This is a genomic window from Tardiphaga sp. 709 (assembly GCF_032401055.1).
Taxonomy (GTDB): Bacteria; Pseudomonadota; Alphaproteobacteria; order Rhizobiales; family Xanthobacteraceae; genus Tardiphaga.
Genome location: NZ_CP135529.1, coordinates 6,167,893 through 6,192,388 on the forward strand (window position 1 = coordinate 6,167,893; position 24,496 = coordinate 6,192,388).

Genomic DNA, 24,496 nt, shown 5'->3' on the forward strand with positions numbered 1-24,496 from the left:
AATGCCTTCGCGGTCATGACACCGCGAGCCGCGCGTCGCCGCGCCTGATCAGCGCCAGCGCGACCAGCACCGTCGGCGCGAGAATGCAGGCGGCGAGGGCAATGATCTGCCACTGCGACAGCGGATTGATGCCGCCGCCTGGTGTCGCCAGCACGAAGCCGCCGATCACCAGCAGGACGCGCAGCGGCCATTCCATCGCGCCCGCCCGTCGGAGATCGCCGACATAGGCCTGATAGCCCTGGATGCCGCCGCAGATGAAGATGATGCCGAGACAGGCAAGGCCGGTCAGGCCGAAGGCTTCGAGATAAGGGCTGTCGCCCTGCAATAGCAGCGCCGGATTCAGCACGAAGAAGAACGGGATGAAATAGATGATGCTGCCGACCCACATCGACTCCCAGCCAGTCTTCATCGCCGGCGCGCCGGCAATACCGGCGGCCGCAAAGGACGCGATGGCGACCGGTGGCGTGATCGACGACAGCATGCCCCAATAGAAGATGAACATGTGTACGGCCATCTTGTTGAGGCCGAGCTTCTCCAGCGCCGGCGCGACGAGAATGGCGAGGAAGATGTAGCAGGACGTCGTTGTCAGGCCGAGGCCGAGGATCAGGCTGGTGAAGGCGCACATAATCAGCAGCAGGAAGACGTTGCCGCCGGCGATCGCCAGAAGGTCGTTGGCCAGGCTTGAGATTACGCCGGTGAGCGAAAAGGCGCCGATCAGCAACCCGCAGCCGGCGAGGATCGCGATTAATTCGACGAAGGTCTTGCCGTTGAGTTCGAGGAAGTGAATCCAGCGCACGCCGCCCCAATTTTTGCCAGGGAAGAATTCATTGAGCGCAGCGAGGATGCACATTCCCCATAGATAGGCGTTCTGCAGATCGAGCCAGACCATCAGCCCGGTCAGCGCAATCGAGAGCGCCAGGACGGCGGTGTTGCCCTTCTTCCACTGTGCGGGGCCTGACCATTGATGCAGGATGACCAGCAAAGCGGTGGCATAGAACGGCGCGTGGCTCTCACGTTTGAAGTACAGCAGCATCACGACAAGGATCGCGATGACAAAGAGATAGTACCAGCCCTCCTTGAGCGCATCCATGAAGCGGGGCAGTTCCTCGCGCGGGATTCCTTCGAGCTTGTGGCGCGCGGCGTAGCTGTCGACCTGCGCGAACAGACCGAAGTAATACAGGATCGACGGAATCGTGGCGGCGAGTGCGACGTCGGCATAGCTCGTGTTCATGAACTGCGCCATGACGAAGGCTGTCGCGCCCAGCACCGGCGGCGCCAGCACGGCGCCGGTGGACGCGCAGGCTTCGATCGCTCCGGAATAGGACGGCGTGAAGCCGGTTTTCTTCATTGCAGGGATCGTCATTGTTCCGGCGGTCAGCACGTTGGAGACGATGCTTCCGCCGACGGTGCCAAGCAGGCCGGATGCAAAGATGCACACCTTTGCCGCGCCACCACGGAAGGTACCGCACATCGCGAAGGCAATGTTGATGAAGAACTTGCCGGCGCCGGTCATCATCAGCGCAGTGCCAAACACCAGGAAGCCGATTACGGTATCGGCGAAGGCCTGGATCGGAATGCCGAGCAGGCTCTCGCCAGACAGCACGTGATAGGCCGTGGTTTGCTCCAGCGTCGACTGGGTGCCGCGAAATGGTCCGAGCCATTTTGCGTCGGCAAACAGCGGATACAGTGTGAAGGGGAAGACGCTGAGCAACAGGCTCCAGCCGCCGGTACGGCGCAGCGCCTCCATCAGCACAAACCACATCACGAGGCCTGCGGCGATCACCGGCTTAGGTGCGCCGTCGAATTCCCAGCCGAATTGGGCGGCCTTGCGGATGTTCATCATCAGGAAGATCGCCGCTGCGAAAGTGGCGACGAATAATACGACGTCGTACCACGGCACACGGTCGAGATCGGCCTTTGACGTTCCCGGAAAGATCAGGAACGTGAACGGCAGCATCAGTGCGATCAGCAGATAGAAATATTCGGTGTTGAGTTGCGTGACATCGACGAAGAAGCGCAGCGAAAATTGCTGGTTGATGCAGAGCAGGATGGTCGCAAGGGTGGCCAGTATGAGCGCCCAGCGCCACACGCCGTGCAAGGCGCGGACGCGCGAGACCTCGGATTCCTGGAGGTCGGCGACCCCATGGGGATCGTCGAGCTCCATTTTTACGCGAATGTCGGATGCGGGCCGCGCATGATCGGGTGATGAAACTGACATGATGGCCCCGATCAGTGTTCGCGGGTAAAGCTGGAAATGACGACGCTATTCGAAGCCGTTCGGCATGCCGGCCTTCTTGAGCGCAGCCGCGCGGGCGTTCATCCAGCCGTCGAGAAACTCCTTTTCGCCGGCTGATGCACTGGCCTTGGCGTATTCGCTCCATGCCGCCTTCAAGACGTCCTGCCGCTTCAGCAGTCCGTCATTGTGTGTCTGGTCTTCCGGCGTCCAGTTGCCGGCTTCCTTGAGGGCTTTCACGGCACCGGGATGAAACGGAACGACCCATTTCATGGACTGCGCTTTTACGGCGAGGCCCAAAGCGCCTGGTGCGTTGTCTTTGTAGGCGTCGAAGTTGACGATCATTGCCTTGGTGATCGCGTAGATCTGATCTTCCGCCTGCGAGCCGTAGACGGTCGCGACGGGGTAGGGGTAGGTGCTCATGTTGACGGGCGCTGATGCCGTGATGCCCGCGCCGCAGGTCGCGACATGCGGATTGAAGAACGGTGCCACCCGCTTGACGCGCTCCCAACCGGCCTTGTCTTCAGCGGGGAGGGGCGGCCAGATGATGCCGCGCGGCGATGTCTCGACTTCCTTGGCCGGGCCGGTGATGGTGGTAGCAAAGGCGGCATCGACGTCGTTGTTCACCATGCCTTTCCACATTGCGCCGTAGCTTGCGAACTCGATCGGCTTGATGTCTGCCTTTGTGAGACCGCCGAATGCCATGATCGCAAGCGAGTTCTGGTTCAGGGCAGGTGAGCCGACGACGAAGCCGACGCGTTTGCCGCGTAGATCCTTGATCTCCTTCACGCCGATATCGCGGGCGACGCCGAGCGAGGCGCCATTACAGTCGATGGTCGACAGCGTGACCTGTGCTGGCTGTGGACCCCATTCCTTGACGCCGAATTCGAACACGCCTTCCTGCGCGAAGTAGATGCCCGAGCCCATCCAGGCAATTGTGGCGCGACCGGCGCGCAATGGCGCCAGCCGCGCGACATCATTGCCGGCGGGCAGCACACGCACGTCGGTGGAATATTTGTCCTTCATCATCTTGCCGACGGCGACGGCGATGTTGAAGCCGGCAGTGCCGGTGTCATAGGCGGTGACCGCCATGGTTGGTGGAAGCTTGATATCCTGTGCGCATACAGCGCCGGTCGAACTGAACACGGCAACGGACGCCAGCGTGATGAGCCGGTGAAGCATTTTCCCCTCCAGATGCATTCGCTTTGCGAATTGCTTTTTATTGTTCGGCGATCATGTCATCGCCGTCCGGCGCTGGCAATGTCCTGAGGCAGTTCGCTGGATGATAGGAACGATCACTATCTCAGACAGAATGCCGCGGCACATCGGTACTGCTCACGTCTCGACTGTGCCGAGCAACTGTCCTTCCGCGACCACGTCGTCGACCGCGACGATCATCGATTTGATTTTACCTGCGGCAGGGGAGGCGACCGGAATTTCCATCTTCATGGCTTCGACAAAAGCCACTTCGTCTCCTTCATTCACGGAAGCGCCGGTTGCGAGCGGTAGTGAGCAGATGCGGCCGGCGACTTCACTGAGGATCTTGATCTCTGGCATGGTGTTCTCCGCGATCACGCGGGCGGCTGCTCGCTATAGGTGTAGCGCCGACGCGACCGGACAATCCCTAAGAATGAGAAGAAACGAGCAGCTTGGTGTTGTCGCCGCAGATTGCCTGAGGTAGCGTAGCCCGCAAGTGGAATATAATTCCGCAGAGTGGAACGGGATGGCGGCGCACATCGGGGCAATCCAACGGATTGGCTCCCCGCGAGATGCGTCGTTTTAAGGGAAACGCATCATGGGACGACGTTCGGAACGGCTCAGCAAACAAGGCATGCTCGCCAGCGATCTGGCAGGCGACGGCGATGTGATCCAGGTGGTTTCGCGCGCCTTTGATATTCTTCGCTGCTTCGAGGGCCATGATGCCCGACTGGGTAATCTCGAAATTTCCAATCGCTGCGGCCTGCCGCGCTCCACCGTATCGCGCCTGACACATACGCTGACGCGCATGGGCCAGCTCGCCTATTTGCCTGCAGATCAGAAGTACCGCATCGGATCGAGTGCGGTCGCGATGAGCGCGTCGATGATGCGGGGACTTCAGGTGCGCAACCTGATCCGCCTGCGTTTGCAGGAAGTGGCGGAGCAGGTACCTGGCACGATTGGCTTCACGATTCCTGATCGTTTCCACATGGTCTATCTCGAATATGCCCGCGCCGATCACGCGCTCGGATTGCATTCGACCACCGGCAGCCGCATTGCCATGGGCCGGACTGCAGCCGGTCACGCCTACACCGCAGCGCTCGATGAAGACGTCGGCAATGCCCTGATCAACGATATCGCGCGCGAAATGCCCGAGGACGCCAAGATCCTGCGCGGCAAAATCGCGAGCAATCGCGAATGTCTGCGTGACAATGGCTACGTTCTCGCAGGTGGCCTTTGGTCGCCGCATATCACCGGAATTGCGACGCCGATCTGGTCGCCGCAGTATCAGACCTATGTGGTCGTCACTATCGGTCTGCTTGCCGCCATGTATGACGAGCAGCGCCTGCAGGACGAGATCGCTCCGATCCTGCGTCAGCTCAGCAGCAGGATCAGCATGATGGTTCAGAATGCAGATAGCGGCCTGACCAGTGCGCCCGTTCCAGATGCGCCTCCCGCGCCAACAGCTCAGAAAAAAATGCTCCCGGAGGGATTGAATGAACTGGAAGCCGGAACTCGACGACCTCGCCCGGCGCGAAGCCTTCGCGCGGGAGATGGGGGGCGCTGACAAGGTCAAGCGACAGCATGACCAGGGCCGGCTCACGGTTCGTGAGCGTATCGACAGACTGATAGATGCAAAAAGCTTTCACGAAGTCGGGGCCGTCTCCGGCATCGGTGAATATGATGCATCCGGCGAGTTGAAGCACCTCACGCCGGCGAATTGTGTATTCGGTCGTGGCAAGATCGACGGTCGTCCCGTCGTCGTTGTTGGCGATGACTTCACCGTGCGCGGCGGTTCGGCAGACGCCTCGATCTCGGCTAAGCCGCTGATGGCCGAGGAAATGGCGCATGACTTCCGGTTGCCGATCATTCGCGTGATCGAAGGCTCCGGCGGCGGCGGCTCGGTCAAGACCATCGAGACCAGGGGCGCAGCCAATCTGCCGGGCGGTGTCGGCGGCACGCGCTGGTACTGGTACACGACGTCCAATCTGGCGCAGGTGCCAGTCATTGGCCTCGGCCTTGGTTCAGTCGCCGGCCTCGGTGCCGCGCGGCTTGCAGCCAGCCACTACTCGGTCATGACCAAGAATTCCGCGATGTTCGTCGCCGGGCCTCCCGTTGTCGCGCGCCTCGGCCAGTCGCTTGAGAAGAAGGAGCTCGGCGGCGCCGATATCCAGACGCGCGCTGGCGGCGTCGATCATGCCGTGGAGACAGAAGAGGAGGCCTTCGCCTGCGCGCGGCGCTTCCTGTCCTATCTGCCATCGTCCGTCTATGACCTGCCGCCCACGATCGCCTGCAATGACGATCCCGAACGTGCGGAAGAATCTCTGCTGAACGCCGTGCCGCGCAATCGCCGGCAGGTCTACAAGATGCGCCCGATCATCGATGCGGTGGTCGACAAGGGCTCGTTCTTCGAGATGGCCGCGAATTTCGGCCGGCCGATCATCACCGGTTTTGCGCGTCTCGAAGGCCGTGCGGTGCTGCTGCTCGCCAGCGATCCGTTTCATTATGGCGGTTCGTGGACGGCGGAAGCCTGCCAGAAGGTCGTGCGTTTCGTCGACCTTGCCGAAACGTTCCATCTCCCGGTCGTCTATCTCATGGATTGCCCGGGCTTCATGATCGGGCTCGATGCGGAGAAGGCGGCGACCATCCGGCACGGTGTTCGCGCCATGACAGCAGTCAATCAGACCACGGTGCCGTGGTGCACGATCATCATTCGTAATGCCTTCGGCGTCGCTGGCGTGGTGCATCAGCCGGCCAACCGGTTCTCGATGCGTTACGCATGGCCTTCGGCCTATTGGGGCTCGCTCCCGCTGGAAGGTGGCATCGAGGCTGCCTATCGCGCTGAGATCGATGCGGCGGAGGATCCCAAGGCCAAGCAGCAGGAAATCGAGGACCGCCTCAACAAGCTGCGTTCGCCATTTCGCTCGGCCGAGAAATTCTGGGTCGAGGAAGTCATCAACCCGACGAAGACGCGCTCGCTATTGTGTGAGTTTGCGCGTCTTGCCGAACCGCTCCGCAATGCAGGCCCGTCACGGCTGGCGATGCGGCCGTAAGCTGCGGCCTACATCCGCCGCAGCACGATCGTGGCGTTCACGCCGCCAAAGCCGAAGCCGTTCGACATCACATGGTCGATGGCTATCGGCCGTGCCTTGCCGCGGATCAGATCGATGCCTTCGGCAGTGGGGTCGGGGTTTTCGAGGTTGAGCGTGGCCGGTGCGATCTGGTCGCGCAGCGCAAGGATCGCGTAGACCGCCTCAAGCCCTCCGGCTGCACCGAGCAGGTGACCCGTGGCGGATTTGGTCGAACTGACAGCGACCCCGCCAGTCGTGCCGAAGATGGTCTTGATGGCTTCGAGTTCGCCATGATCGCCGACCGGCGTCGATGTCGCATGGGCGTTGAGATGCTGGACATCGGCAGGCGTGATGTTGGCCTGTGCCAGAGCGATATCCATCGCGCGCCTGGCGCCATCGCCGTCCTCGCGACCGGCCGTCATGTGGAACGCATCGGACGTCGTGCCGTAACCGATCAGTTCAGCGATCGGCTTGGCGCCGCGTGCCAGGGCATGATCCAGTTCCTCAAGCACCACGACCCCGGCGCCTTCGCCCATCACAAAGCCGTCGCGGTCGCGATCGAACGGACGCGAGGCGCGCTCCGGATTGGCAACGAAGTCGGTGGAGAGCGCGCGAGCGGCGGCGAAGCCGCCGAGGCTGACGCGGTCGATGCAGGCCTCGGCTCCCCCGGCGATGGCGACGTCCGCTTCGCCGGCGCGAATGAGACGTGCAGCGTCACCGATCGCCTGCACGCCGGCGGCGCAGGCTGTCACGGGTGCGCCGAGCGCGCCCTCGAAGCCGTAGCGGATCGAGATATGACCGGCCGCGAGATTGACCAGGAATGAGGGCACGGTGAACGGCGACAGCCGGCGGATGCCCTTGGTATCTGTCGTGCGGACGGCGTCGGCAATCGCCGGAAAGCCACCGATGCCGGATGCGATGATCGTGGCGGTGCGCTGGCGCTCTTGCGCGGTCTTCGGCTGCCAGCCTGCCTGCGCGATGGCCTCATCGGCGGCCATCAGCGCAAACAGGATGAAGCGATCCATCTTCTTCTGATCTTTGCGCGCCGCCGCCTTGTCGGGATCGAAACCGCCTTCCGGATCATTGGTGATGTCAGGCACCTGGCCGCCGACCTTGGCGGTGAGATCAGCCGTCATGGCCTCCGGCAACAGGCGGATACCGGATTGCCCGGCGAGCAGCCGGGACCAGTTGATCTCGACGCCGCAACCGAGCGGCGACACCGCTCCCATCCCCGTAATTACAACGCGGCGCATGATGTATTCCCGTTCTGATATGAGTGGCGAGCGGCCTGAATCCCGCGGGGATCAGGCGATCGCGACGTTCTTGTCCCTTGAAATCGCCAGCACGATCAGCGCTGCAATAATACATAGCGCACCTGCCGCGAAAAAGGCAGGCAGATAGCTGAGCAGGACCGTGCGCGACAGGCCAGCGCCGAATGCCGCCGTTGCTGCGCCTAGTTGATGGCCGGCGAAGATCCAGCCGAACACCAGACCCGCGCGTTCAGGACCGAATTTGGATGCGGTGAGGCGCACGGTCGGCGGCACGGTGGCAATCCAGTCCAGGCCATAGAACAGCGCGAAGAGTGAGAGACCATAGAACGAGAAGTCGGTGAACGGCAACACCAGCAGCGAGAGGCCACGCAGGCCATAATACCAGAACAGCAGGTAACGATTGTCATACCGGTCAGACAGCCAGCCCGACGCGATGGTGCCGACGAAATCGAACACGCCCATGGCCGCAAGCAGGCCGGCCGCCTGAATCTGCGGGATGCCGAAGTCGAGGCACATCGGGATCAGGTGAACCTGGACCAGCCCGTTGGTGCTGGCGCCGCAGATGAAGAAGGTCGCGAACAGGATCCAGAACACTTTGGTCTGGGCAGCATCGCGCAAGGCGCCGAGCGCTGCCGCCATGATCGGTGAGGTGTTCGGTGGTGGAACGGCCAGCGGTTCGGTGCTGGTGTCGCCGTAGGGGCGAATGCCGATATCGCTGGGGCGGTCCCGCATCACCAGCAGCACGCCGAGTGCGGCTATGGCCAGCATCACGCACATCAGCGCCAGTGCCCAGCGCCAGTTACTGTGCTCGGTGATGCTGGCCAGGATCGGCAGGAAGATCAACTGACCTGTCGCGGCGCTTGCCGTGAGGATGCCCACGACGAGACCACGGCGTGCGCTGAACCAGCGCGCTGCGACGGTGGCGCCGAGCACCAGCGCCGTCATGCCGGTGCCAATACCAACGGCGACGCCCCAGAGCGCCATGAGCTGCCAGACCTGCGTCATCCCGAGCGACAAGATGAGGCTTGCAGCAACGACGAGCAGCGCAATCAGCGTGACGTTGCGCAACCCATAACGGTTCATCAGCGCCGCGGCGAACGGCGCCATCAGGCCGAACAGCACGAAGCGGATCGACATGGCCGAGGATATCTCCGCGGTGCTCCAGCCGAACTCCTTCTGCAGCGGCACGATGAACACGCCGGGTGCGCCAACCGCCGCAGCGCTGACCAGCGCCGTCACGAAGGTCACGGCGATCATCGCCCATCCATAGTGAATGTTGCGGCGGGCGAGGGCAGTCGAGAGCCATCCGGAAATCATCGGTAATCCTGCAATCAACGAGAATAGGCGTCGCGACGACCATCGCCGCGACGATCATATCTGGGAAGGGCGTCTCAGTGAATGATGCGTTCGATGGCAATGGCCGTCGCTTCGCCGCCGCCGATGCACAGTGCCGCGACGCCGCGTTTCAGGCCTCTGGCTTCCAGCGCGTGCAGCAGCGTCACAATGAGCCGCGCGCCGGTTGCACCGATGGGGTGGCCCAGCGCGCAGGCGCCGCCATTGACGTTGAGCTTCTCGCGAGGGATGCCAAGGTCGCGTTGCGCGGCCATCGGCACTACGGCGAAGGCCTCGTTGATCTCGAACAGATCGACATCGCCGACGCTCCAGCCGACCTTGTCGAGCAATTTGCGGATTGCCGGAATGGGCGCAGTCGTGAACCATTGTGGTTCCTGGCTGTGCGTGGCGTGGCCATGGATCACGGCCAGCGCGGGCAGGCCCTCACGATCCACGAGGGAACGCTTGGCCAGCACCAGGGCAGCAGCGCCATCGGCGTTAGCGGACGAAGCAGCGGGCGTGATGGTGCCGTTGCTGCGGAAGGCTGGTTTGAGGTTCGGGATCTTGGCGGGATCGACCTTCAGCGGATGTTCGTCATTGGCGATCTCGCGCGGTCCGGACTTCTCGACGACGGTCAGTGGCGTGATCTCGGCCTTGAAGGCGCCGCTCTCCACGGCCTTTCGCGCGCGGGTCAGCGTCTCGATCGCATAGGCGTCCTGATCTCCACGCGTGAACTGATAGGCCTCAGCGGTGGCTTCGCCAAAGTCACCCATCGAGCGACCGACCTCATAGGCATCTTCAAGCCCATCCATCAGCATGTGATCGATGATGCGATCATGGCCGACGCGGTAACCGCCGCGCGCCTTCTGTAGCAAATAGGGCGCATTGGTCATGCTCTCCATGCCGCCGGAGACGACGATCTCCGCCGAGCCGGCATGGATGATGTCGTGGGCAAGCATGGTCGCCTTCATGCCGGAGCCACAGACCTTGTTGATCGTCGTGGCCCCTGTGGCATCCGGCAGCTTGGCACCTCGGGCGGCCTGGCGGGCGGGCGCCTGACCCTGGCCTGCGGGAAGCACGCAGCCCATGAGGACTTCGTCGATGCGCTCGGGTGTCAGTTTCGCGCGTGCCACGGCAGCGCCGATGACGTGGCTGCCGAGCTTGTGGCCGGAGAAGGGCGACAGTTCGCCCTGGAAGCGGCCGAGCGGGGTGCGGGTGGCCGAGACGATGACGACCGGATCTGAAGCTGCGGACATGATGGAGGCTCCTTCGCGCAAGCGCGCATCATTTGGATGACACTCATCATATGATGCGCTGCAAGATACGCAATGCCGGCCTGTGCAAAATTCTCGTGAGGTCGAGCTGCTAGCGCTTGCGGTTGATGAAACCCTGCATCAGTCGCTGGGGCTCGCCGGTCAGATAGGCCTCGCCGAACACGCCGACGCTGAGATTGACGGATTCCTTCAGCGGCAGCTCTTCCCACTGTTTCAGCAGGGCTTTTTGCGACCGCATGGCTTCGGGGCCACACTCGAGTATGGCCTCGATCGTCTTTTCAACCTCGGCATCGAGTGCGCCTTCGGCCGCAACCACATCGACCAGACCCCAATTGAGCGCGGTCGGTGCATCGATGGTGGCGGCGGTCATGATCAGCCAGCGCGCACGGCCCCAACCGATCAAGCGCGGCAAGAGGGCAGCGTGAATCACTGAGGGAATACCGACCCTGACCTCGGGCATGGCGTATTTGGAATCGTGCGAAGCAATACGGAAATCGCAGGCGGCAGCGAATTCGAGGCCGCCGCCAAGGCACCAGCCAGGGATACGGGCAATCACGGGCGCGGGAAATGCGCGCGCAGCCTCGCAGAGATCGCGCAGGCCGGAAATGAACTTCTCGGCGGAGGCCTGATCCAGCGTCGCCATCTCCTTGATGTCGGCGCCGCCAATCATGCTCTTTTCGCTCTGGCCGGCGATGACAAGCGCGCGAATGGCGCGTTCCGTGGCCAATACCTCGATGCCTTCGCGAACGCCCTTGATTGCGGCTGAATTGAGAATATTGAGTGAGCCGGCGTTGCAGATCGTCAGCCGAACTATACCTCGCGGGTCACGTTCGACACCGCAGTGGGGATTAAGCATATGCATGAAGTCGTCTCGTCCCTTGCATTTCCTTTGGGCCGGCGCGGATCGCCGGTCTTGTCCTATCAATTCCCCGTCAAACCGCGGTGTTGTCAAGGCCTGCGGCCAAGCGCGCGTTGCGCGCGCGAGGCGGTGCGGGTAATATGATCGACATCATCTATTTGTCTTGAATGGACCGCTGATGCGCTATTCCAAGGAACACAAGCTCGAGACGCATGCGCGGATCGTGAAGAAGGCTTCGGTGCGTTTGCGCGAAAAGGGCGCGCATGGCATCGGCGTAGCTGACCTCATGAAGGACGCGGGTCTTACCCATGGCGGCTTCTACGCGCATTTCGATTCGCGCGAGGCGCTGGTGATCGAAGCTTTTGCCTATGCGATGGACCGCTCGACCGACCGCTGGCGTCAGCTGGCCGGGCAGGCACCACCGGACCAGCGTCTGGCCACGTTCGTGGACTTCTACCTGTCGTCGCAGCACCGCGACAATCCCGGCCACGGCTGCGCCGTTCCCGCCTTGGGCGCGGAGATCGCGCGCGAGAGCCCCAAGACACGCAAGGTGTTTGCCGCCAAACTCGATCAGATGATCGAGATGATGTCCGAGCAGTTTCATGGCGGACCGAGCAAATCGGCGCGCAAACAGGCGATGGCGGCGCTTGCCACCATGATGGGCACCATCGTGCTCGCCCGCGCCGCCGGCAATGGCGAGTTGTCCGAAGAGCTTTTGAGCGCTGGTCGCGAGGCCGTGCGGGGGCGTGCTGCAGCGCCCAAGCCTGCAGCGTCCAAGGCTGAGGCTCCCAAGAGCGCGGCTAGAAAGCCGACTGCGAAAAAGGCGGCGACCAAGGCTATGTCTCCCGCCAAGAACTGATAATCGGCGCACTGCCTGCGACATTGTCGCGGCGGTGACATTCTGACAGGGCGAAACTGCAGCGAGCCTGCAATTTCGCAAATCCGCCGCGCGTGCAGGGCCTTTCCAAACGCCATAAAGCCTGATCAACATCGGGCCAAATTTGGCTCCCAGGAGGAACGCATGCGCACGATCGGACATTTCATCGGCGGCCGTGAGGTCGAGGGCAAGTCGGGGCGTTTCGCCGACGTTTTCGAGCCGATGACCGGCGAAGTTCAGGCCAAGGTTGCGCTGGCCAGCAACGCTGAGATGCGCGCCGCGGTGCTCAATGCCGCCGAGGCGCAGGTCGCCTGGGGCAACACCAATCCACAGCGCCGCGCCCGCGTGCTGATGAAGTTCCTCGAACTCGCCAATCGCGACTACGACAAGCTGGCCGATTGCCTGGCGCGTGAGCATGGCAAAACCGTGCCGGACGCCAAGGGCGACATTCAGCGCGGCCTCGAAGTGATCGAATTCGCCTGCGGCATTCCGCATCTGATGAAGGGCGAATACACCGAAGGCGCCGGTCCGGGCATTGACATTTATTCGATGCGGCAGGCGCTCGGCGTCGTCGCGGGCATCACGCCGTTCAACTTCCCGGCGATGATCCCCATGTGGAAATTCGGCCCGGCAATCGCCTGCGGCAACGCCTTCATCCTGAAGCCCTCGGAGCGCGATCCCGGCGTGCCGATGATGCTCGCCGCACTGATGATCGAAGCCGGTCTGCCGCCGGGCATCCTCAATGTCGTCAACGGCGACAAGGAAGCCGTCGACGCAATCCTCGACGACGAAGACATCAAGGCTGTCGGCTTCGTCGGCTCGTCGCCGATTGCCCAGTATATCTATGAGCGCGCTGCGGCGACCGGCAAGCGCGCTCAATGCTTCGGCGGCGCCAAGAACCACGCCATCATCATGCCCGATGCGGATATGGACCAGACCGTCGATGCGCTGATCGGCGCCGGCTACGGCTCCGCCGGTGAGCGCTGCATGGCGATCTCGGTGGCGGTACCTGTTGGCAAGACCACGGCCGACCGCCTGATGGAAAAACTCATCCCGCGCGTCGAGAGCCTGAAGATCGGCACCTCCGTGGATCCGTCGGCCGATTTCGGTCCGCTGGTGACCAGGGAAGCCGTCGACCGCGTCAAGAACTATGTCGATATCGGCATCAAGGAAGGCGCCACGCTCGCCGTCGATGGCCGTGGCTTCAAGATGCAGGGCTACGAGAACGGCTTCTATATGGGTGGCTGTCTGTTCGACAACGTCACCAAGGACATGCGTATCTACAAGGAAGAGATCTTCGGGCCCGTGCTGTCGGTGGTGCGTGCCCACGATTACGAAGAAGCTCTCGCGCTGCCGTCGGATCATGACTACGGCAACGGCGTTGCGATCTTCACCCGTGACGGTGACGCTGCGCGCGACTTCGCGGCCAAGGTCAATGTCGGCATGGTCGGCATCAACGTGCCGATCCCGGTGCCGATTGCCTATTACACCTTCGGTGGCTGGAAGAAGTCCGGCTTCGGCGATCTCAACCAGCATGGTCCGGATTCGATCCGCTTCTACACCAAGACCAAGACGGTCACCGCGCGCTGGCCATCGGGTGTCAAGGAAGGCGCCGAGTTCTCGATCCCGTTGATGAAGTAAGAACACGCAAGCGGCCCGGCGCTCCCAAAGGTGGTGCACCGGGCCGTTTCATTTTCCCGGCTGATCAACAATCAACAAGAAGGGCGTGATGCAATTCGCTCTCGATGAGGAACAGACCGCCGTTCGCGACATGGCGCGCGAATTTGCTGCGGAAAAGATCGCTCCCTTTGCGCTCAAATGGGATGAAGACAAGCATTTCCCGAAAGAGGTGATGCGCGAAGCCGCGCTGCTCGGCATGGGCGGCATCTACATCCGTGACGATGTCGGCGGCTCCGCACTGACGCGTTTCGACGCCGCGCTGATCTTTGAAGCGCTGGCGACCGGCTGTCCGACCACCTCGGCCTTCATTTCGATCCACAACATGGCGTCGTGGATGATCGATTCATATGGCAGCGAAGCGCAGCGCCAGAAGTGGCTGCCGCGTCTCTGCACCATGGAGCTACTGGCGAGCTACTGCCTGACTGAGCCAGGCTCGGGATCGGATGCGGCGGCGCTGCGCACCCGCGCTGTCGTGGACGGCGATCACTATGTTCTTAACGGGCAGAAGCAATTCATTTCCGGCGCTGGCGACACCGACGTCTATGTCGTGATGGTGCGCACCGGCGGCGAGGGAGCGGGCGGCGTCTCGACCATCGTGGTAGAAGCCGGCACGCCCGGTCTGTCGTTCGGCAACAACGAACGCAAGATGGGCTGGAACGCGCAGTCCACACGCGCGGTGATCTTCGAAAATTGCCGCGTGCCGATTGCCAACCGGCTGGGTGACGAGGGCATCGGCTTCAAGATCGCCATGGCCGGCCTCGACGGTGGTCGTCTCAACATCGCTGCGTGCTCGCTTGGTGGCGCGCAGTCTGCGCTCGACAAGTCGCTGAGCTACATGAAGGAGCGGAAGGCGTTCGGCAAGCGACTCGACGAATTCCAGGCGCTGCAGTTTCGTATCGCCGACATGGCGACCGAGCTGGAAGCCGCACGCACCTTCCTGTGGCGAGCGGCGGCGGCGCTGGACCGCAAGGATGCCGATGCCGGCATGCTCTGTGCTATGGCCAAGCGCTTCGGCACCGATATCGGTTTCGAGGTCGCCAACGACGCGCTGCAGCTGCATGGCGGCTATGGTTATCTCGCCGAATACGGCATCGAGAAGATCGTGCGCGATTTGCGGGTGCACCAGATCCTCGAAGGCACCAATGAAATCATGCGGCTGATCGTGTCGCGCAAGTTGATCGAGGGCGCGCGATGAACTCCGACGTTGTGACCGAAGCCGGCGACCTCATCGTCGAGCGCGCAGGCGCGGCCGGTGTGATCCGCCTGAACCGGCCGAAGGCGCTGAATGCACTGACGCTGGAGATGACGCGTGAGATCGCGACGGCGCTCGATATGTTTGAGGCCGATCCGAAGGTTGCGCTGATCATTCTGGAAGGTGCGGGCGAACGGGGATTGTGTGCCGGGGGTGATATCCGCGGTCTCTATGAGAGCGCCAAGGTCAAAGGCGATCTCGGCAAGATCTTCTGGCGCGAGGAATATATCGTCAACGCGAGGATTTCGAAGTACCCGAAGCCTTATGTCGCCTACATGGATGGTTTCGTGATGGGCGGCGGCGTCGGTCTGGCCGGCCATGCCAGCCACCGCATCGTTACCGAGAAGACCAGGATGGCGATGCCGGAAGTGGGCCTCGGCTTCTTCCCGGACGTCGGCGGTACATGGCTGTTGTCGCGCGCGCCGGGCGAACTCGGGACGTATTTCGGTCTGACCGGACTGACAGCAAATGGTGCCGATGCGCTTGCTGCACATATGGCGGACGTCCTGATCGACACCGTCAATTGGCCGGCATTGCGCGAGGCGCTGACAAAGCTGTCGGCGGGGGCCGATGCAGCGTCGGTGATGACGGCACTCAAGAAGTTTGCAGCTCCGGAACAAACCGGTCCAGTTACGGCGCAGCGTGCGCTGATCGATCGCGCTTTCGCCCATGACAGCGTCGAGGAGATCGTGGCTGCGCTTGAGCAGGACGGTTCAGATTTCGCGCTGGCGACACTCAAGGCCATGTCCGACAAGTCACCGCGGGGGCTCAAGGTTACCCTGAAGCTGCTGCGGCTCGCGCGTGCATCGAAGTCACTCGAGGAATGTCTGTCGCGCGAATATCTCGCGGCGCTCGAGGTGTTCGATAGCGCCGACTTCGTCGAGGGCGTGCGCGCTGCCATCATCGACAAGGATCGTAATCCAACATGGCAGCCGCCGGATCTCAGGAGCGTGACGCCGGAGATCGTGGCGCGCTATCTGGCCAAACGGGATGTTGAGCTGACCTTCTGAAGGTCGAGCGTTCTGAACGAAAGTTGGATTTCGTCGTTTTCATCAGGCTTTAAAAACAAACAAACGATCACGAGGGCAGGACATGACCAGCATTGCATTCATCGGTCTCGGCAATATGGGTGGCCCGATGGCCGCCAATCTGGTCAAGGCAGGCCACAAGGTCACCGGTTTCGACCTCGTTGAGGCGTCCCGCGCGCAAGCCAAGGCCGATGGCGTGACCATCGCCGACAAGGCGGTTGATGCCGTGAAGGGAGCCGAGGTCATCATTACCATGTTGCCCGCCGGCAAACATGTGGTGTCGGTCTGGAGCGAGGTCATTCCCGCAGCCGCCAAAGGCGCGCTGATGATCGATTGCTCGACCATCGATGTGGAAAGCGCACGCAAGGCGCATGAACTGGCGGCTGCGCAGAAGCTACCATCGGTCGATGCGCCGGTCTCGGGTGGCACCGGCGGCGCCAAGGGCGCGACACTGACCTTCATGGCCGGCGGCGATGCCACGGCGTTCGCGTCGGCCAAGCCGATCCTGGAAGCCATGGGCAAGAAGATCGTCCATTGCGGCGATGCCGGCGCGGGGCAGGCGGCCAAGATCTGCAACAACATGATCCTTGGCATTTCCATGATCGGCGTCAGTGAAGCCTTCGTGCTCGCCGAGAAGCTGGGTCTGTCGCATCAGGCGCTGTTCGATGTGGCGTCGACCTCGTCGGGCCAGTGCTGGTCGCTGACGACCTATTGCCCGGTGCCGGGACCGGTGCCGACATCACCAGCCAATAACGAATATAAGCCCGGCTTCGCCGCGGCGCTGATGCTCAAGGATCTCAGGCTGTCGCAGGAGGCCGCGAAAGCGGCCGGCGCCCGGACGCCGCTCGGCGCCCATGCCGAGAGCATCTACGAGACCTACGAGAAGGAAGGTCACGGCGGTGATGACTTCTCGGGGATCATTCATCACCTCAGGCATTTGATGCCGAAATAGCGAGAACGTCGGCATGACCACGTTCAAGCAGGCCCGCGCCTTCCTTCTCGAACACCGCACCGACTACGACACAGCCGTTGCCGGCTTTCGCTGGCCCGATCCGGTCGACTTCAACTGGGCGCTCGACTGGTTCGACGCCGAACTCGCCCATGATCCCGTCGGCAAGCACCGGACCGCGCTCTGGATCGTCGATGCGGCCGCCAGCCGCGAGACGAAGTTGTCGTTCGAGGTGCTGTCACGGCGCTCCAATCAGGTTGCCAATTTCCTGCGCGCGCAGGGGCTGAAGCGCGGCGATCATCTGTTGTTGCTGCTCGGCAATGTGGTGCCGCTGTGGGAGACCATGCTGGCGGCGATCAAGCTCGGCGTCGTCATCATTCCCGCCACCACGCTGCTGACGCCGGATGAATTGCAGGACCGGCTCGATCGCGGCCGCGCCAGGCTCGTGGTGGCGGCAGAGGATCAGGTCGCCAAGTTCGGCAGCCTGAAGACTGACGGCATCGGCCAGATCGTCGTCAACGCCACGTCGCCACATGACGGCTGGCTCGCCTTCGAAAGCTCCGCGGATTTCCCCGATACATTCACACCGGATGGTCCGACCAAAGCCGACGATCCGATGTTGCTCTATTTCACCTCGGGCACGACCGCGAAGCCGAAGCTCGTGCGGCACAGTCAGCGCAGCTATCCCGTCGGCGGACTTTCGACGATGTTCTGGATCGGGCTGCAGCCGGGCGACGTGCATCTCAACATCTCCTCGCCGGGCTGGGCCAAGCATGCCTGGAGTTGCTTCTTCGCGCCCTGGAATGCCGGCGCAACGGTGTTCGTGGTCAATCAGCCGCGCTTCGACGCCAAGGGCCTGCTCGCCACCATCGGACGCTGCGGTGTGACGACGCTGTGTGCGCCGCCGACGGTGTGGCGGCTGTTCATTCAGGAGAAGCTCGCGACGTTCAAGGTCGCGCTGCGCGAGGTCTGCGGCGCCGGCGAGCCGCTCAATCCGGAAGTGATCGATCAGGTCAAGGCGGCCTGGGGTCTCACCATTCGCGACGGCTATGGCCAGACCGAGACAACGGCGCTGGCCGGCAATTCGCCAGGCCAGATCGTCAAGGTCGGCTCCATGGGCCGTCCGCTGCCGGGCTACAAGGTCCGCGTTGTCGATGCCGATGGCAATCCGGCGAAGGAGGGCGAGGTCAGTCTCGTGCTTGGCATCGATCGCCCGGCAGGACTGATGCAGGGGTATCAGGCCGAAGACGGTAGCGTCAGCGGTGCAAGCGGCGACGTCTATCGCAGTGGTGATGTCGTGTTCGTCGATGACGACGGCTATCTGACTTTCGTCGGTCGCTCCGACGATGTGTTCAAATCGTCGGACTATCGCATCAGCCCGTTCGAACTGGAGAGCATTCTGCTCGAACACGATGCCGTGGCTGAGGCCGCCATCGTGCCGAGTCCCGATCCGATCCGGCTCGCCATCCCCAAGGCCTATGTGTTGCTGATCGGCGATACCGCGCCGTCAAAGGCGACGGCGTTGTCGATCTATCAGCATCTGCATGTGCGTCTGGCGCCGTTCAAACGTATACGTCGGATCGAGTTCGTGACCGAGCTGCCGAAGACGATTTCGGGCAAGATTCGCAGGGTCCATCTGCGTCGGCTCGAACACGCCGACGATCGCAGCGATCCTCTTCGCGGCGTCGAGTTTCGTGAAGAGGACTTCCCCGAATTGCAGGCACTCCGCGCGGCGGGATCGCAAGAGGGCGAGCGGTAATTTGTCGCGCTTTGCATGGCTGCAGCGCACAATTTCGCTTGGCGTCAGGGTGTGCGCTGTGGAATCTGCGCCCGCAACGCAACTGGATTTGAGGACTGAGACTGAATGAGCGCGATGATTGAACGTGATGCCTATATCGCCATGGTGGGCAAGGAAGTCGGCGTGTCGCCCTGGCATGTCATGGACCAGAAGCGCATCGATGCGTTCGCCGCGGCGACGGAGGATTTTCAGTTTATCCATGTCGATTCCGCGCGTGCCCGCGAAACGCCGTTCGGCTCGACCATTGCACATGGCTTTCTGACCATGTCGATGCTCTCGGTGTTCTCCTATGAGGCTCTGCCGCAACTCGCCGACGTCGCCATGGGTGTGAACTACGGCACCGACAAAGTGCGTTTCGTGTCGCCGGTTAAAGCCGGTACGCGCATTCGCGGCCGCTTCACGCTGACCGAAGCGACGTTGCGCAAGCCCAAGGAATTGTTCACGCGCACCAGCGTGAGTGTCGAGATCGAAGGCGAGGACAAGCCGGCGCTGGTCGCCGACTGGCTCGGCCTTGTCTATTTCAATTGAGGAGAGTTCCAAATGACCATTCGATTTGACGGCCGCGTCGCCATCGTCACCGGCGCCGGCAATGGATTGGGCCGCGCCCATGCGCTGGGCCTTGCGAAGCTCGGCGCCAAGGTCGTCGTCAATGATTTCGGCGGCGCGCGCGATGGCACCGGCGGTTCGCTGACGGCGGCGGAGTCCGTCGTCGAGGAAATCCGCGCGGCCGGCGGCACGGCGATGCCCGATGGCGCTGATGTCTCCAACTTCGAGCAGGTCAGTGCGATGGTCGACAAGGCCACCAAGGAGTGGGGCAGTGTCGACCTGATGTGCGCCAATGCCGGTATCCTCCGCGACAAGTCGTTCGCCAAAATGGAGCTTGCCGATTTCGCCAAGGTGCTCGACGTGCATCTCACCGGCACGTTCTATTGCTGCAAGGCCGTGTGGGAAGGTATGCGCGCGCGCAACTATGGGCGCATCGTGCTCACCACCTCGTCGTCCGGCCTCTATGGCAATTTCGGTCAAGCCAATTACGGCGCGGCCAAAACAGGCATGGTCGGACTGATGAATGTGCTCGCCGAGGAAGGTCGGAAGACCGACATCCGCGTCAACATCGTATCGCCGACCGCCGCCACGCGGATGACCGAGGAACTGTTGCCGGCGCAGGCGCTGCAACTGATGAAGCCGGAAGCGATCACGCCGGCGGTCGAATATCTCCTGAGCGAGAATGCGCCGACGAAGACCATCATGGGCGCCGGCGCAGGCTCCTTTGCGGTCATCAAGATTCTGGAAAGCGAAGGTGTCAATTTCGCCGAAGCTGACTGGAGCCCGGACACGATTGCCGCGCATTTCGCGGACATTAGTGATATGTCGAAGGCTAGGGCGCTGGAAGGCGCTTTCCATCAGACCCAGAAGTATGTCGAGCAGGCCGCCACTCGCTTGGGCGTGAAGGCCTGACCGGCGGCTTCGCCAGATCGTGTGACCGTGACTAAGCCTGTGAAGAACCAAGTTGCGGTCATCGGCGCAGGTCCTGCTGGGCTGATGGCGGCCGACGTCCTGAGCCGTGGCGGCGCTGCCGTTACGGTCTATGACGCGATGCCGTCGGCAGGCCGCAAGTTCCTGATGGCCGGACGCGGCGGGCTCAATCTCACTCATAGTGAGCCGCTGCCTCAATTTCTCAAGCGCTATGGTGCCGCGGAAGCGCGGCTCGCGCCATCGATCTCGGCTTTCACGCCGACCGCTTTACGGGGCTGGAGCGAGGCGCTCGGGCAGCCGACATTCGTCGGCTCCAGCGGCCGGGTGTTTCCGCAGGCCTTCAAGGCATCGCCATTGCTGCGCGCGTGGCTGCGGCGACTGGACGAGAGTGGCGTTCAATTCGCGTTTCGGCATCGGTGGACCGGATGGGACGGCGAGGGACGTTTGATATTCCAAACGCCGGACGGCTCGCAGACGGTCGCCTGCAAGAGCGCGATTCTTGCGCTGGGCGGTGCAAGCTGGCCGCGGCTTGGCTCGGACGGTGCGTGGGTCGATGTGCTCGCGGCGAAGGGCGTGAGTATCGCGCCGCTGCGTCCGGCGAATTCCGGCTTTACGGTTGCGTGGTCGGAGATCTTCAAGGACCGTTTCGAAGGTCAGCCGCTGAAGGGCGCCGCGCTGTCGTTCGGCGTGCACACGGTGCGCGGCGAGGCAATGGTGACGCGCACTGGCATTGAAGGTGGCGGCATCTATGCGCTGTCGTCTCTGTTGCGTGAGGCTGTCATCGCGGACGGCAAGGCTACGCTGCGCGTTGCTCTGCGACCTGATCTCGACGCGGGTGAACTGACGACGAAGCTGGCCGCTTCGCGCGGCAAGCAGTCGTTCTCCAATTTCCTGCGCAAGGCGATCCATCTGTCGCCGGTGGCGATTGGGCTGCTGCAGGAAGTCACTGTCGCCGAGGGGCTTCAACTGGCGTCGTTGTCGCCGGAGAAGCTGGCCTCCTTGATCAATGCCGTGCCGGTCACGCTCAGCGGCGTCGCGCCGATCGGACGCGCGATTTCGACGGCGGGTGGCGTCTCGTTCGATGAGATCGACGACGCCTTCATGCTGAAGCGCATGCCGGGCACTTTCGTCGCCGGCGAAATGCTCGACTGGGAAGCGCCGACCGGCGGCTATCTGCTGCAAGCCTCGTTTGCAACAGGCGCTGCGGCCGGTGAGGGCGCGCTGCGTTTTCTCGCGCGCTAGCGCAACCGACCACGCGCGGCCACCGGGAGCGTGCCGATAATCTCGTCACCGCGCACCATCACCACTTCATCGAACATGTTGACGACCACGCAGACATGGTTCGGCACGATGCGGACGACGTCGCCGACGTTGGGGCGGGTGTTGCTGCGGCCGAGATCGAGGAAGCCATGCTCCTCGGCGAAGCGCGCGATCTTGGCTTCGGGATGTTCGAGGATCAGGCCGTAGCCATCGAGGCCGCCGGTGTCGGGCGTCAGCGTCTTGGAGCCGGCATCGAGAATGCCGCGTTCCGGGCCGGCGCGGCTGACCACGGTCGAATAGACGTTGAGCGCGCAATCGTCCCAGGTCGCGGAGCCGGCGGCCACCTGCATGCGGTCGTTGTAGATGTAAGTGCCGAAGCGATGTTCGGTGGCGCCCTTGAGCGAGCCGACATTCTTCAGGTTCGGCGTGCCGCCGGTGGAGACGATGCTCGGCTCGAGGCCGAGTGCGCGGACGCCGGCCAGTGCTTCGTCATAGAATTTCTGTGCGTCGGGCCAGCCGGTTTCGGTCGGATATAGCATAAAGCCCGCGAAGGTCAGGCCCTTCGAGGCGGCGATCTCCTTGGCCAGTGCAATCGCCTCCGCCGGCGTCTCGACGCCGGCGCGCTTGCGGCCGGTGTCGCATTCGACAACGACGTTGAGGTTGCGACCCGAAATCGCGGCGGCTTTCGGCAGATCTCCGATGACGACGGAATTGTCGGCGGCCACGGTGACGTTTGCCTTCGCCTGCAGGGCGCCGAGCCGCGCCATCTTCTCGTCGCCGAGCAGGTTGTAGCTGATCAGGATGTCGTCGATCCCTGCATCGGCCATGATCTCGGCCTCGCCGAGCTTCTGGCAGGTGATGCCTTTGGCGCCGGCCTCGATCTGCATCTTCGCGATCACCGGGCTCTTATGCGTCTTGATATGCGGCCGGTTGGCGATGCCGGCATCATCGCAGACCTTCTGGATACGCGCGATGTTGCGCTCGACGCGGTCCATGTCGATGACGAGGGCAGGCGTGCCGTATTCGTTGGCGATCTTGGTTGCAAGCGATGTGGTCATGTCGTTAGTCTCCTGCGCGTGTTCTGATCGCAAAACCGGTACCCACTTTTACGGAACACGCGCTACGCGTTCTCGATCTCTTCGCGGAGCATTTCCAGCTCCAGCCATTGCTCTTCCGAATCCTGCAATTCCTTCTGTGCCTTTGACAGCGCAGCGGTGGCCGTATCGAACTTCTTGCGATCCTTCTTGTAGAGATTGGGATCGTCGAGATGGCGCTGCTGCTTGGCGATTTCGGAGCGCAGGTTGTCCATCGTCTTCGGCAGGGTGTCCAGCGCGTGCTTGTCCTTGAAGTTCAGCTTGCGCTTGCCGGCGGGCTTGGACGAGTCCGACTTGCTGCCGTTGCTTTTGGCAGCCACGGCTTCGGTCTTCGCCTCGCGCTTCAGGTCGGCGCCGCGCTGCGCCAGCATGTCGGTATAGCCGCCGGCATATTCCATCCACTTGCCGTTGCCTTCCGGCACGATCACTGACGTCACGACGCGATCGAGAAAGTCACGGTCATGGCTGATCAGGATCACGGTGCCCTCGTAGTCGCCGAGCATTTCCTCGAGCACGTCGAGGGTTTCGAGATCGAGGTCGTTGGTCGGTTCGTCCAGCACCAGCACATTGGATGGTTTCGCCAGCGCCCGCGCCAGCATCAATCGGCCGCGCTCACCGCCGGACAACACTTCGAGCGGCGTGCGCATCTGCTCCTGCGAGAACAGGAAGTCCTTCATGTAGCTGACCACATGCTTGGGCTGGCCGTTGACCATCACATGGTCGCCGCGGCCGCCGGTGAGGGCCTCCGCCAGCGTGGTCTTCGGGTTGAGGCTTTCGCGATGCTGGTCCAGCGTCGCCATTTCGATATTGGCGCCGAACCGGATGGTGCCGGAATCCGGCGGCTCGGTGCCGGTCAGCATGTTGATCATCGTGGTCTTGCCCGCACCGTTCGGACCGACCACACCAATGCGATCGCCACGCTGCACACGGATCGAGAAGTCGTCGACGATCTTGCGGTCACCGTAAGTGCGGCAGATGTTCTTCGCTTCGAAGATCAGCTTGCCGGACTTCTCGGCTTCGGCCGCAGCGAGCGTCGCGTTGCCCGCGGCGCCGCGATAGTCCTGGCGCTGTGCGCGCAGTTCATGCAGGCCGGCGAGGCGCTTGACGTTGCGCTTGCGGCGGCCGGAGACGCCGTGGCGCAGCCAATGTTCTTCATTGACGATCTTGCGGTCGAGCTTGTGCTGGTCGCGCTCTTCTTCCGCCAGCACGTCGTCGCGCCACTGTTCGAAGGCCGAGAAGCCGCGATCAATCTGGCGGATCTGGCCGCGATCGAGCCAGGCGGTGGCACGTGAGAGGTTGCTGAGAAAGCGGCGGTCATGGCTGATCAACACCAGCGCGCAGCGGCGGCTGGCGAGTTCGCCTTCGAGCCATTCGATCGTCGTCAGATCGAGATGGTTGGTCGGCTCGTCGAGCAGCAGGATATCCGGCTCGGGCGCCAGCACGCGGGCCAGCGCCGTGCGGCGCGCTTCACCGCCGGAGAGATTGTTCGGATCCTCGTGGCCGGTGAGGCCGAGCTGTTCGAGCAGATATTGCGCCTGATAGATGTTGTGGCCGTCGCCCATGCCGGCTTCGACATAAGCGAGCGTCGTCGCATAGCCGGAGAAGTCCGGCTCCTGCGGCAGATACTGCACGGTGGCGCCGGGCTGCACGAAGCGGCTGCCTTTGTCGTTTTCGACGATCCCCGCCACGATTTTGAGGAGCGTCGACTTGCCGGAGCCGTTGCGGCCGATCAGACAGACGCGCTCGCCCTGCGACACCGAGAGTTCGACGCCGTTGAGCAGCGGCGTGCCGCCGAAGGTCAGGAAGATGTCTTTCAGCTGGATAAGCGGAGGAGCCATAAGGTCA

The 24,496-nt window shown here is 62.7% G+C and carries 20 protein-coding genes; 11 read left to right on the forward strand and 9 right to left on the reverse strand.

What is annotated here, in order from left to right; translation table 11 throughout:
• Positions 1-13: 13 nt before the first annotated feature.
• The 3 genes from RSO67_RS29485 to RSO67_RS29495 all read right to left on the reverse strand — a co-directional run bounded on the left by RSO67_RS29485 (position 14) and on the right by RSO67_RS29495 (position 3,790).
• On the reverse strand, positions 14-2,218 hold the full coding sequence (locus RSO67_RS29485) for a TRAP transporter permease (RefSeq protein ID WP_315841745.1): 2,205 nt from the start codon (positions 2,216-2,218) through the stop codon (positions 14-16).
• Between the two features lie 45 nt (positions 2,219-2,263).
• A complete protein-coding gene (locus RSO67_RS29490; RefSeq protein ID WP_315841746.1) occupies positions 2,264-3,415 on the reverse strand; it encodes a TAXI family TRAP transporter solute-binding subunit in 1,152 nt (383 codons plus the stop codon).
• 153 nt (positions 3,416-3,568) lie between these two features.
• Complete coding sequence (locus RSO67_RS29495) at positions 3,569-3,790, reverse strand: acetyl-CoA carboxylase biotin carboxyl carrier protein subunit (RefSeq protein WP_315841747.1); 222 nt, start codon at positions 3,788-3,790, stop codon at positions 3,569-3,571.
• 238 nt (positions 3,791-4,028) lie between these two features.
• On the opposite strand from RSO67_RS29495, the gene RSO67_RS29500 reads away from it, so the two are divergent.
• Together RSO67_RS29500 and RSO67_RS29505 are read left to right on the forward strand one after the other, a co-directional pair.
• A complete protein-coding gene (locus tag RSO67_RS29500) occupies positions 4,029-4,997 on the forward strand; it encodes an IclR family transcriptional regulator (protein ID WP_315841748.1) in 969 nt (322 codons plus the stop codon).
• Entirely contained in the window at positions 4,927-6,483 is a 1,557-nt protein-coding gene (locus RSO67_RS29505; protein ID WP_315841749.1) for an acyl-CoA carboxylase subunit beta, read from the forward strand. Before RSO67_RS29500 ends, RSO67_RS29505 begins: the two co-directional genes overlap by 71 nt.
• Positions 6,484-6,491: 8 nt before the next feature.
• On the opposite strand, the gene fabF is transcribed toward RSO67_RS29505, so the two are convergent.
• From fabF to RSO67_RS29525, 4 genes are all read right to left on the reverse strand, one after another.
• The gene (gene fabF, locus RSO67_RS29510; protein ID WP_315841750.1) at positions 6,492-7,754 is read right to left on the reverse strand and encodes a beta-ketoacyl-ACP synthase II; all 1,263 of its coding nucleotides are present in this window, start codon (positions 7,752-7,754) and stop codon (positions 6,492-6,494) included.
• Between the two features lie 51 nt (positions 7,755-7,805).
• Complete coding sequence (locus RSO67_RS29515) at positions 7,806-9,089, reverse strand: MFS transporter (RefSeq protein ID WP_315841751.1); 1,284 nt, start codon at positions 9,087-9,089, stop codon at positions 7,806-7,808.
• Between the two features lie 74 nt (positions 9,090-9,163).
• Entirely contained in the window at positions 9,164-10,360 is a 1,197-nt protein-coding gene (locus tag RSO67_RS29520) for an acetyl-CoA C-acyltransferase (RefSeq protein WP_315841752.1), read from the reverse strand.
• Between the two features lie 109 nt (positions 10,361-10,469).
• Positions 10,470-11,240 (reverse strand): enoyl-CoA hydratase, encoded by a 771-nt coding sequence (locus tag RSO67_RS29525; RefSeq protein ID WP_089267272.1) that lies wholly within the window; start codon positions 11,238-11,240, stop codon positions 10,470-10,472.
• Positions 11,241-11,415: 175 nt separating this feature from the next.
• On the opposite strand from RSO67_RS29525, the gene RSO67_RS29530 reads away from it, so the two are divergent.
• The 9 genes from RSO67_RS29530 (at position 11,416) to RSO67_RS29570 (ending at position 21,539) form a co-directional block, all read left to right on the forward strand.
• Positions 11,416-12,096, forward strand: a complete 681-nt coding sequence (locus RSO67_RS29530) for a TetR/AcrR family transcriptional regulator (protein WP_315841753.1) — start codon at positions 11,416-11,418, stop codon at positions 12,094-12,096.
• Between the two features lie 162 nt (positions 12,097-12,258).
• Positions 12,259-13,755 carry a CoA-acylating methylmalonate-semialdehyde dehydrogenase gene (locus RSO67_RS29535; protein ID WP_315841754.1) on the forward strand — a complete coding sequence of 499 codons (1,497 nt, stop codon included), beginning with the start codon at positions 12,259-12,261 and terminating at the stop codon, positions 13,753-13,755.
• Positions 13,756-13,843: 88 nt separating this feature from the next.
• Positions 13,844-14,989 (forward strand): isobutyryl-CoA dehydrogenase, encoded by a 1,146-nt coding sequence (locus tag RSO67_RS29540; protein ID WP_315841755.1) that lies wholly within the window; start codon positions 13,844-13,846, stop codon positions 14,987-14,989.
• The gene (locus RSO67_RS29545) at positions 14,986-16,056 is read left to right on the forward strand and encodes an enoyl-CoA hydratase/isomerase family protein (RefSeq protein ID WP_315841756.1); all 1,071 of its coding nucleotides are present in this window, start codon (positions 14,986-14,988) and stop codon (positions 16,054-16,056) included. The genes RSO67_RS29540 and RSO67_RS29545 overlap by 4 nt, the downstream gene beginning before the upstream one ends.
• Positions 16,057-16,138: 82 nt before the next feature.
• Complete coding sequence (mmsB, locus tag RSO67_RS29550; RefSeq protein ID WP_315841757.1) at positions 16,139-17,026, forward strand: 3-hydroxyisobutyrate dehydrogenase; 888 nt, start codon at positions 16,139-16,141, stop codon at positions 17,024-17,026.
• 13 nt (positions 17,027-17,039) lie between these two features.
• Positions 17,040-18,782, forward strand: a complete 1,743-nt coding sequence (locus RSO67_RS29555; RefSeq protein ID WP_315841758.1) for an AMP-binding protein — start codon at positions 17,040-17,042, stop codon at positions 18,780-18,782.
• Positions 18,783-18,887: 105 nt separating this feature from the next.
• Positions 18,888-19,349, forward strand: coding sequence for a MaoC family dehydratase (locus RSO67_RS29560; RefSeq protein ID WP_315841759.1), 462 nt, complete (start codon positions 18,888-18,890; stop codon positions 19,347-19,349).
• 12 nt (positions 19,350-19,361) lie between these two features.
• Positions 19,362-20,279 carry an SDR family NAD(P)-dependent oxidoreductase gene (locus RSO67_RS29565; RefSeq protein ID WP_315841760.1) on the forward strand — a complete coding sequence of 306 codons (918 nt, stop codon included), beginning with the start codon at positions 19,362-19,364 and terminating at the stop codon, positions 20,277-20,279.
• An 84-nt stretch (positions 20,280-20,363) separates the two neighbouring features.
• A complete protein-coding gene (locus RSO67_RS29570) occupies positions 20,364-21,539 on the forward strand; it encodes a TIGR03862 family flavoprotein (protein ID WP_315844392.1) in 1,176 nt (391 codons plus the stop codon).
• Here the strand turns inward: RSO67_RS29570 and RSO67_RS29575 are convergent.
• Together RSO67_RS29575 and RSO67_RS29580 are read right to left on the reverse strand one after the other, a co-directional pair.
• The gene (locus RSO67_RS29575) at positions 21,536-22,615 is read right to left on the reverse strand and encodes a D-TA family PLP-dependent enzyme (RefSeq protein ID WP_315841761.1); all 1,080 of its coding nucleotides are present in this window, start codon (positions 22,613-22,615) and stop codon (positions 21,536-21,538) included. The genes RSO67_RS29570 and RSO67_RS29575 overlap by 4 nt on opposite strands.
• A gap of 62 nt (positions 22,616-22,677) precedes the next feature.
• Positions 22,678-24,489, reverse strand: coding sequence for an ABC-F family ATP-binding cassette domain-containing protein (locus RSO67_RS29580; RefSeq protein ID WP_315841762.1), 1,812 nt, complete (start codon positions 24,487-24,489; stop codon positions 22,678-22,680).
• Between the last annotated feature and the right edge of the window lie 7 nt (positions 24,490-24,496).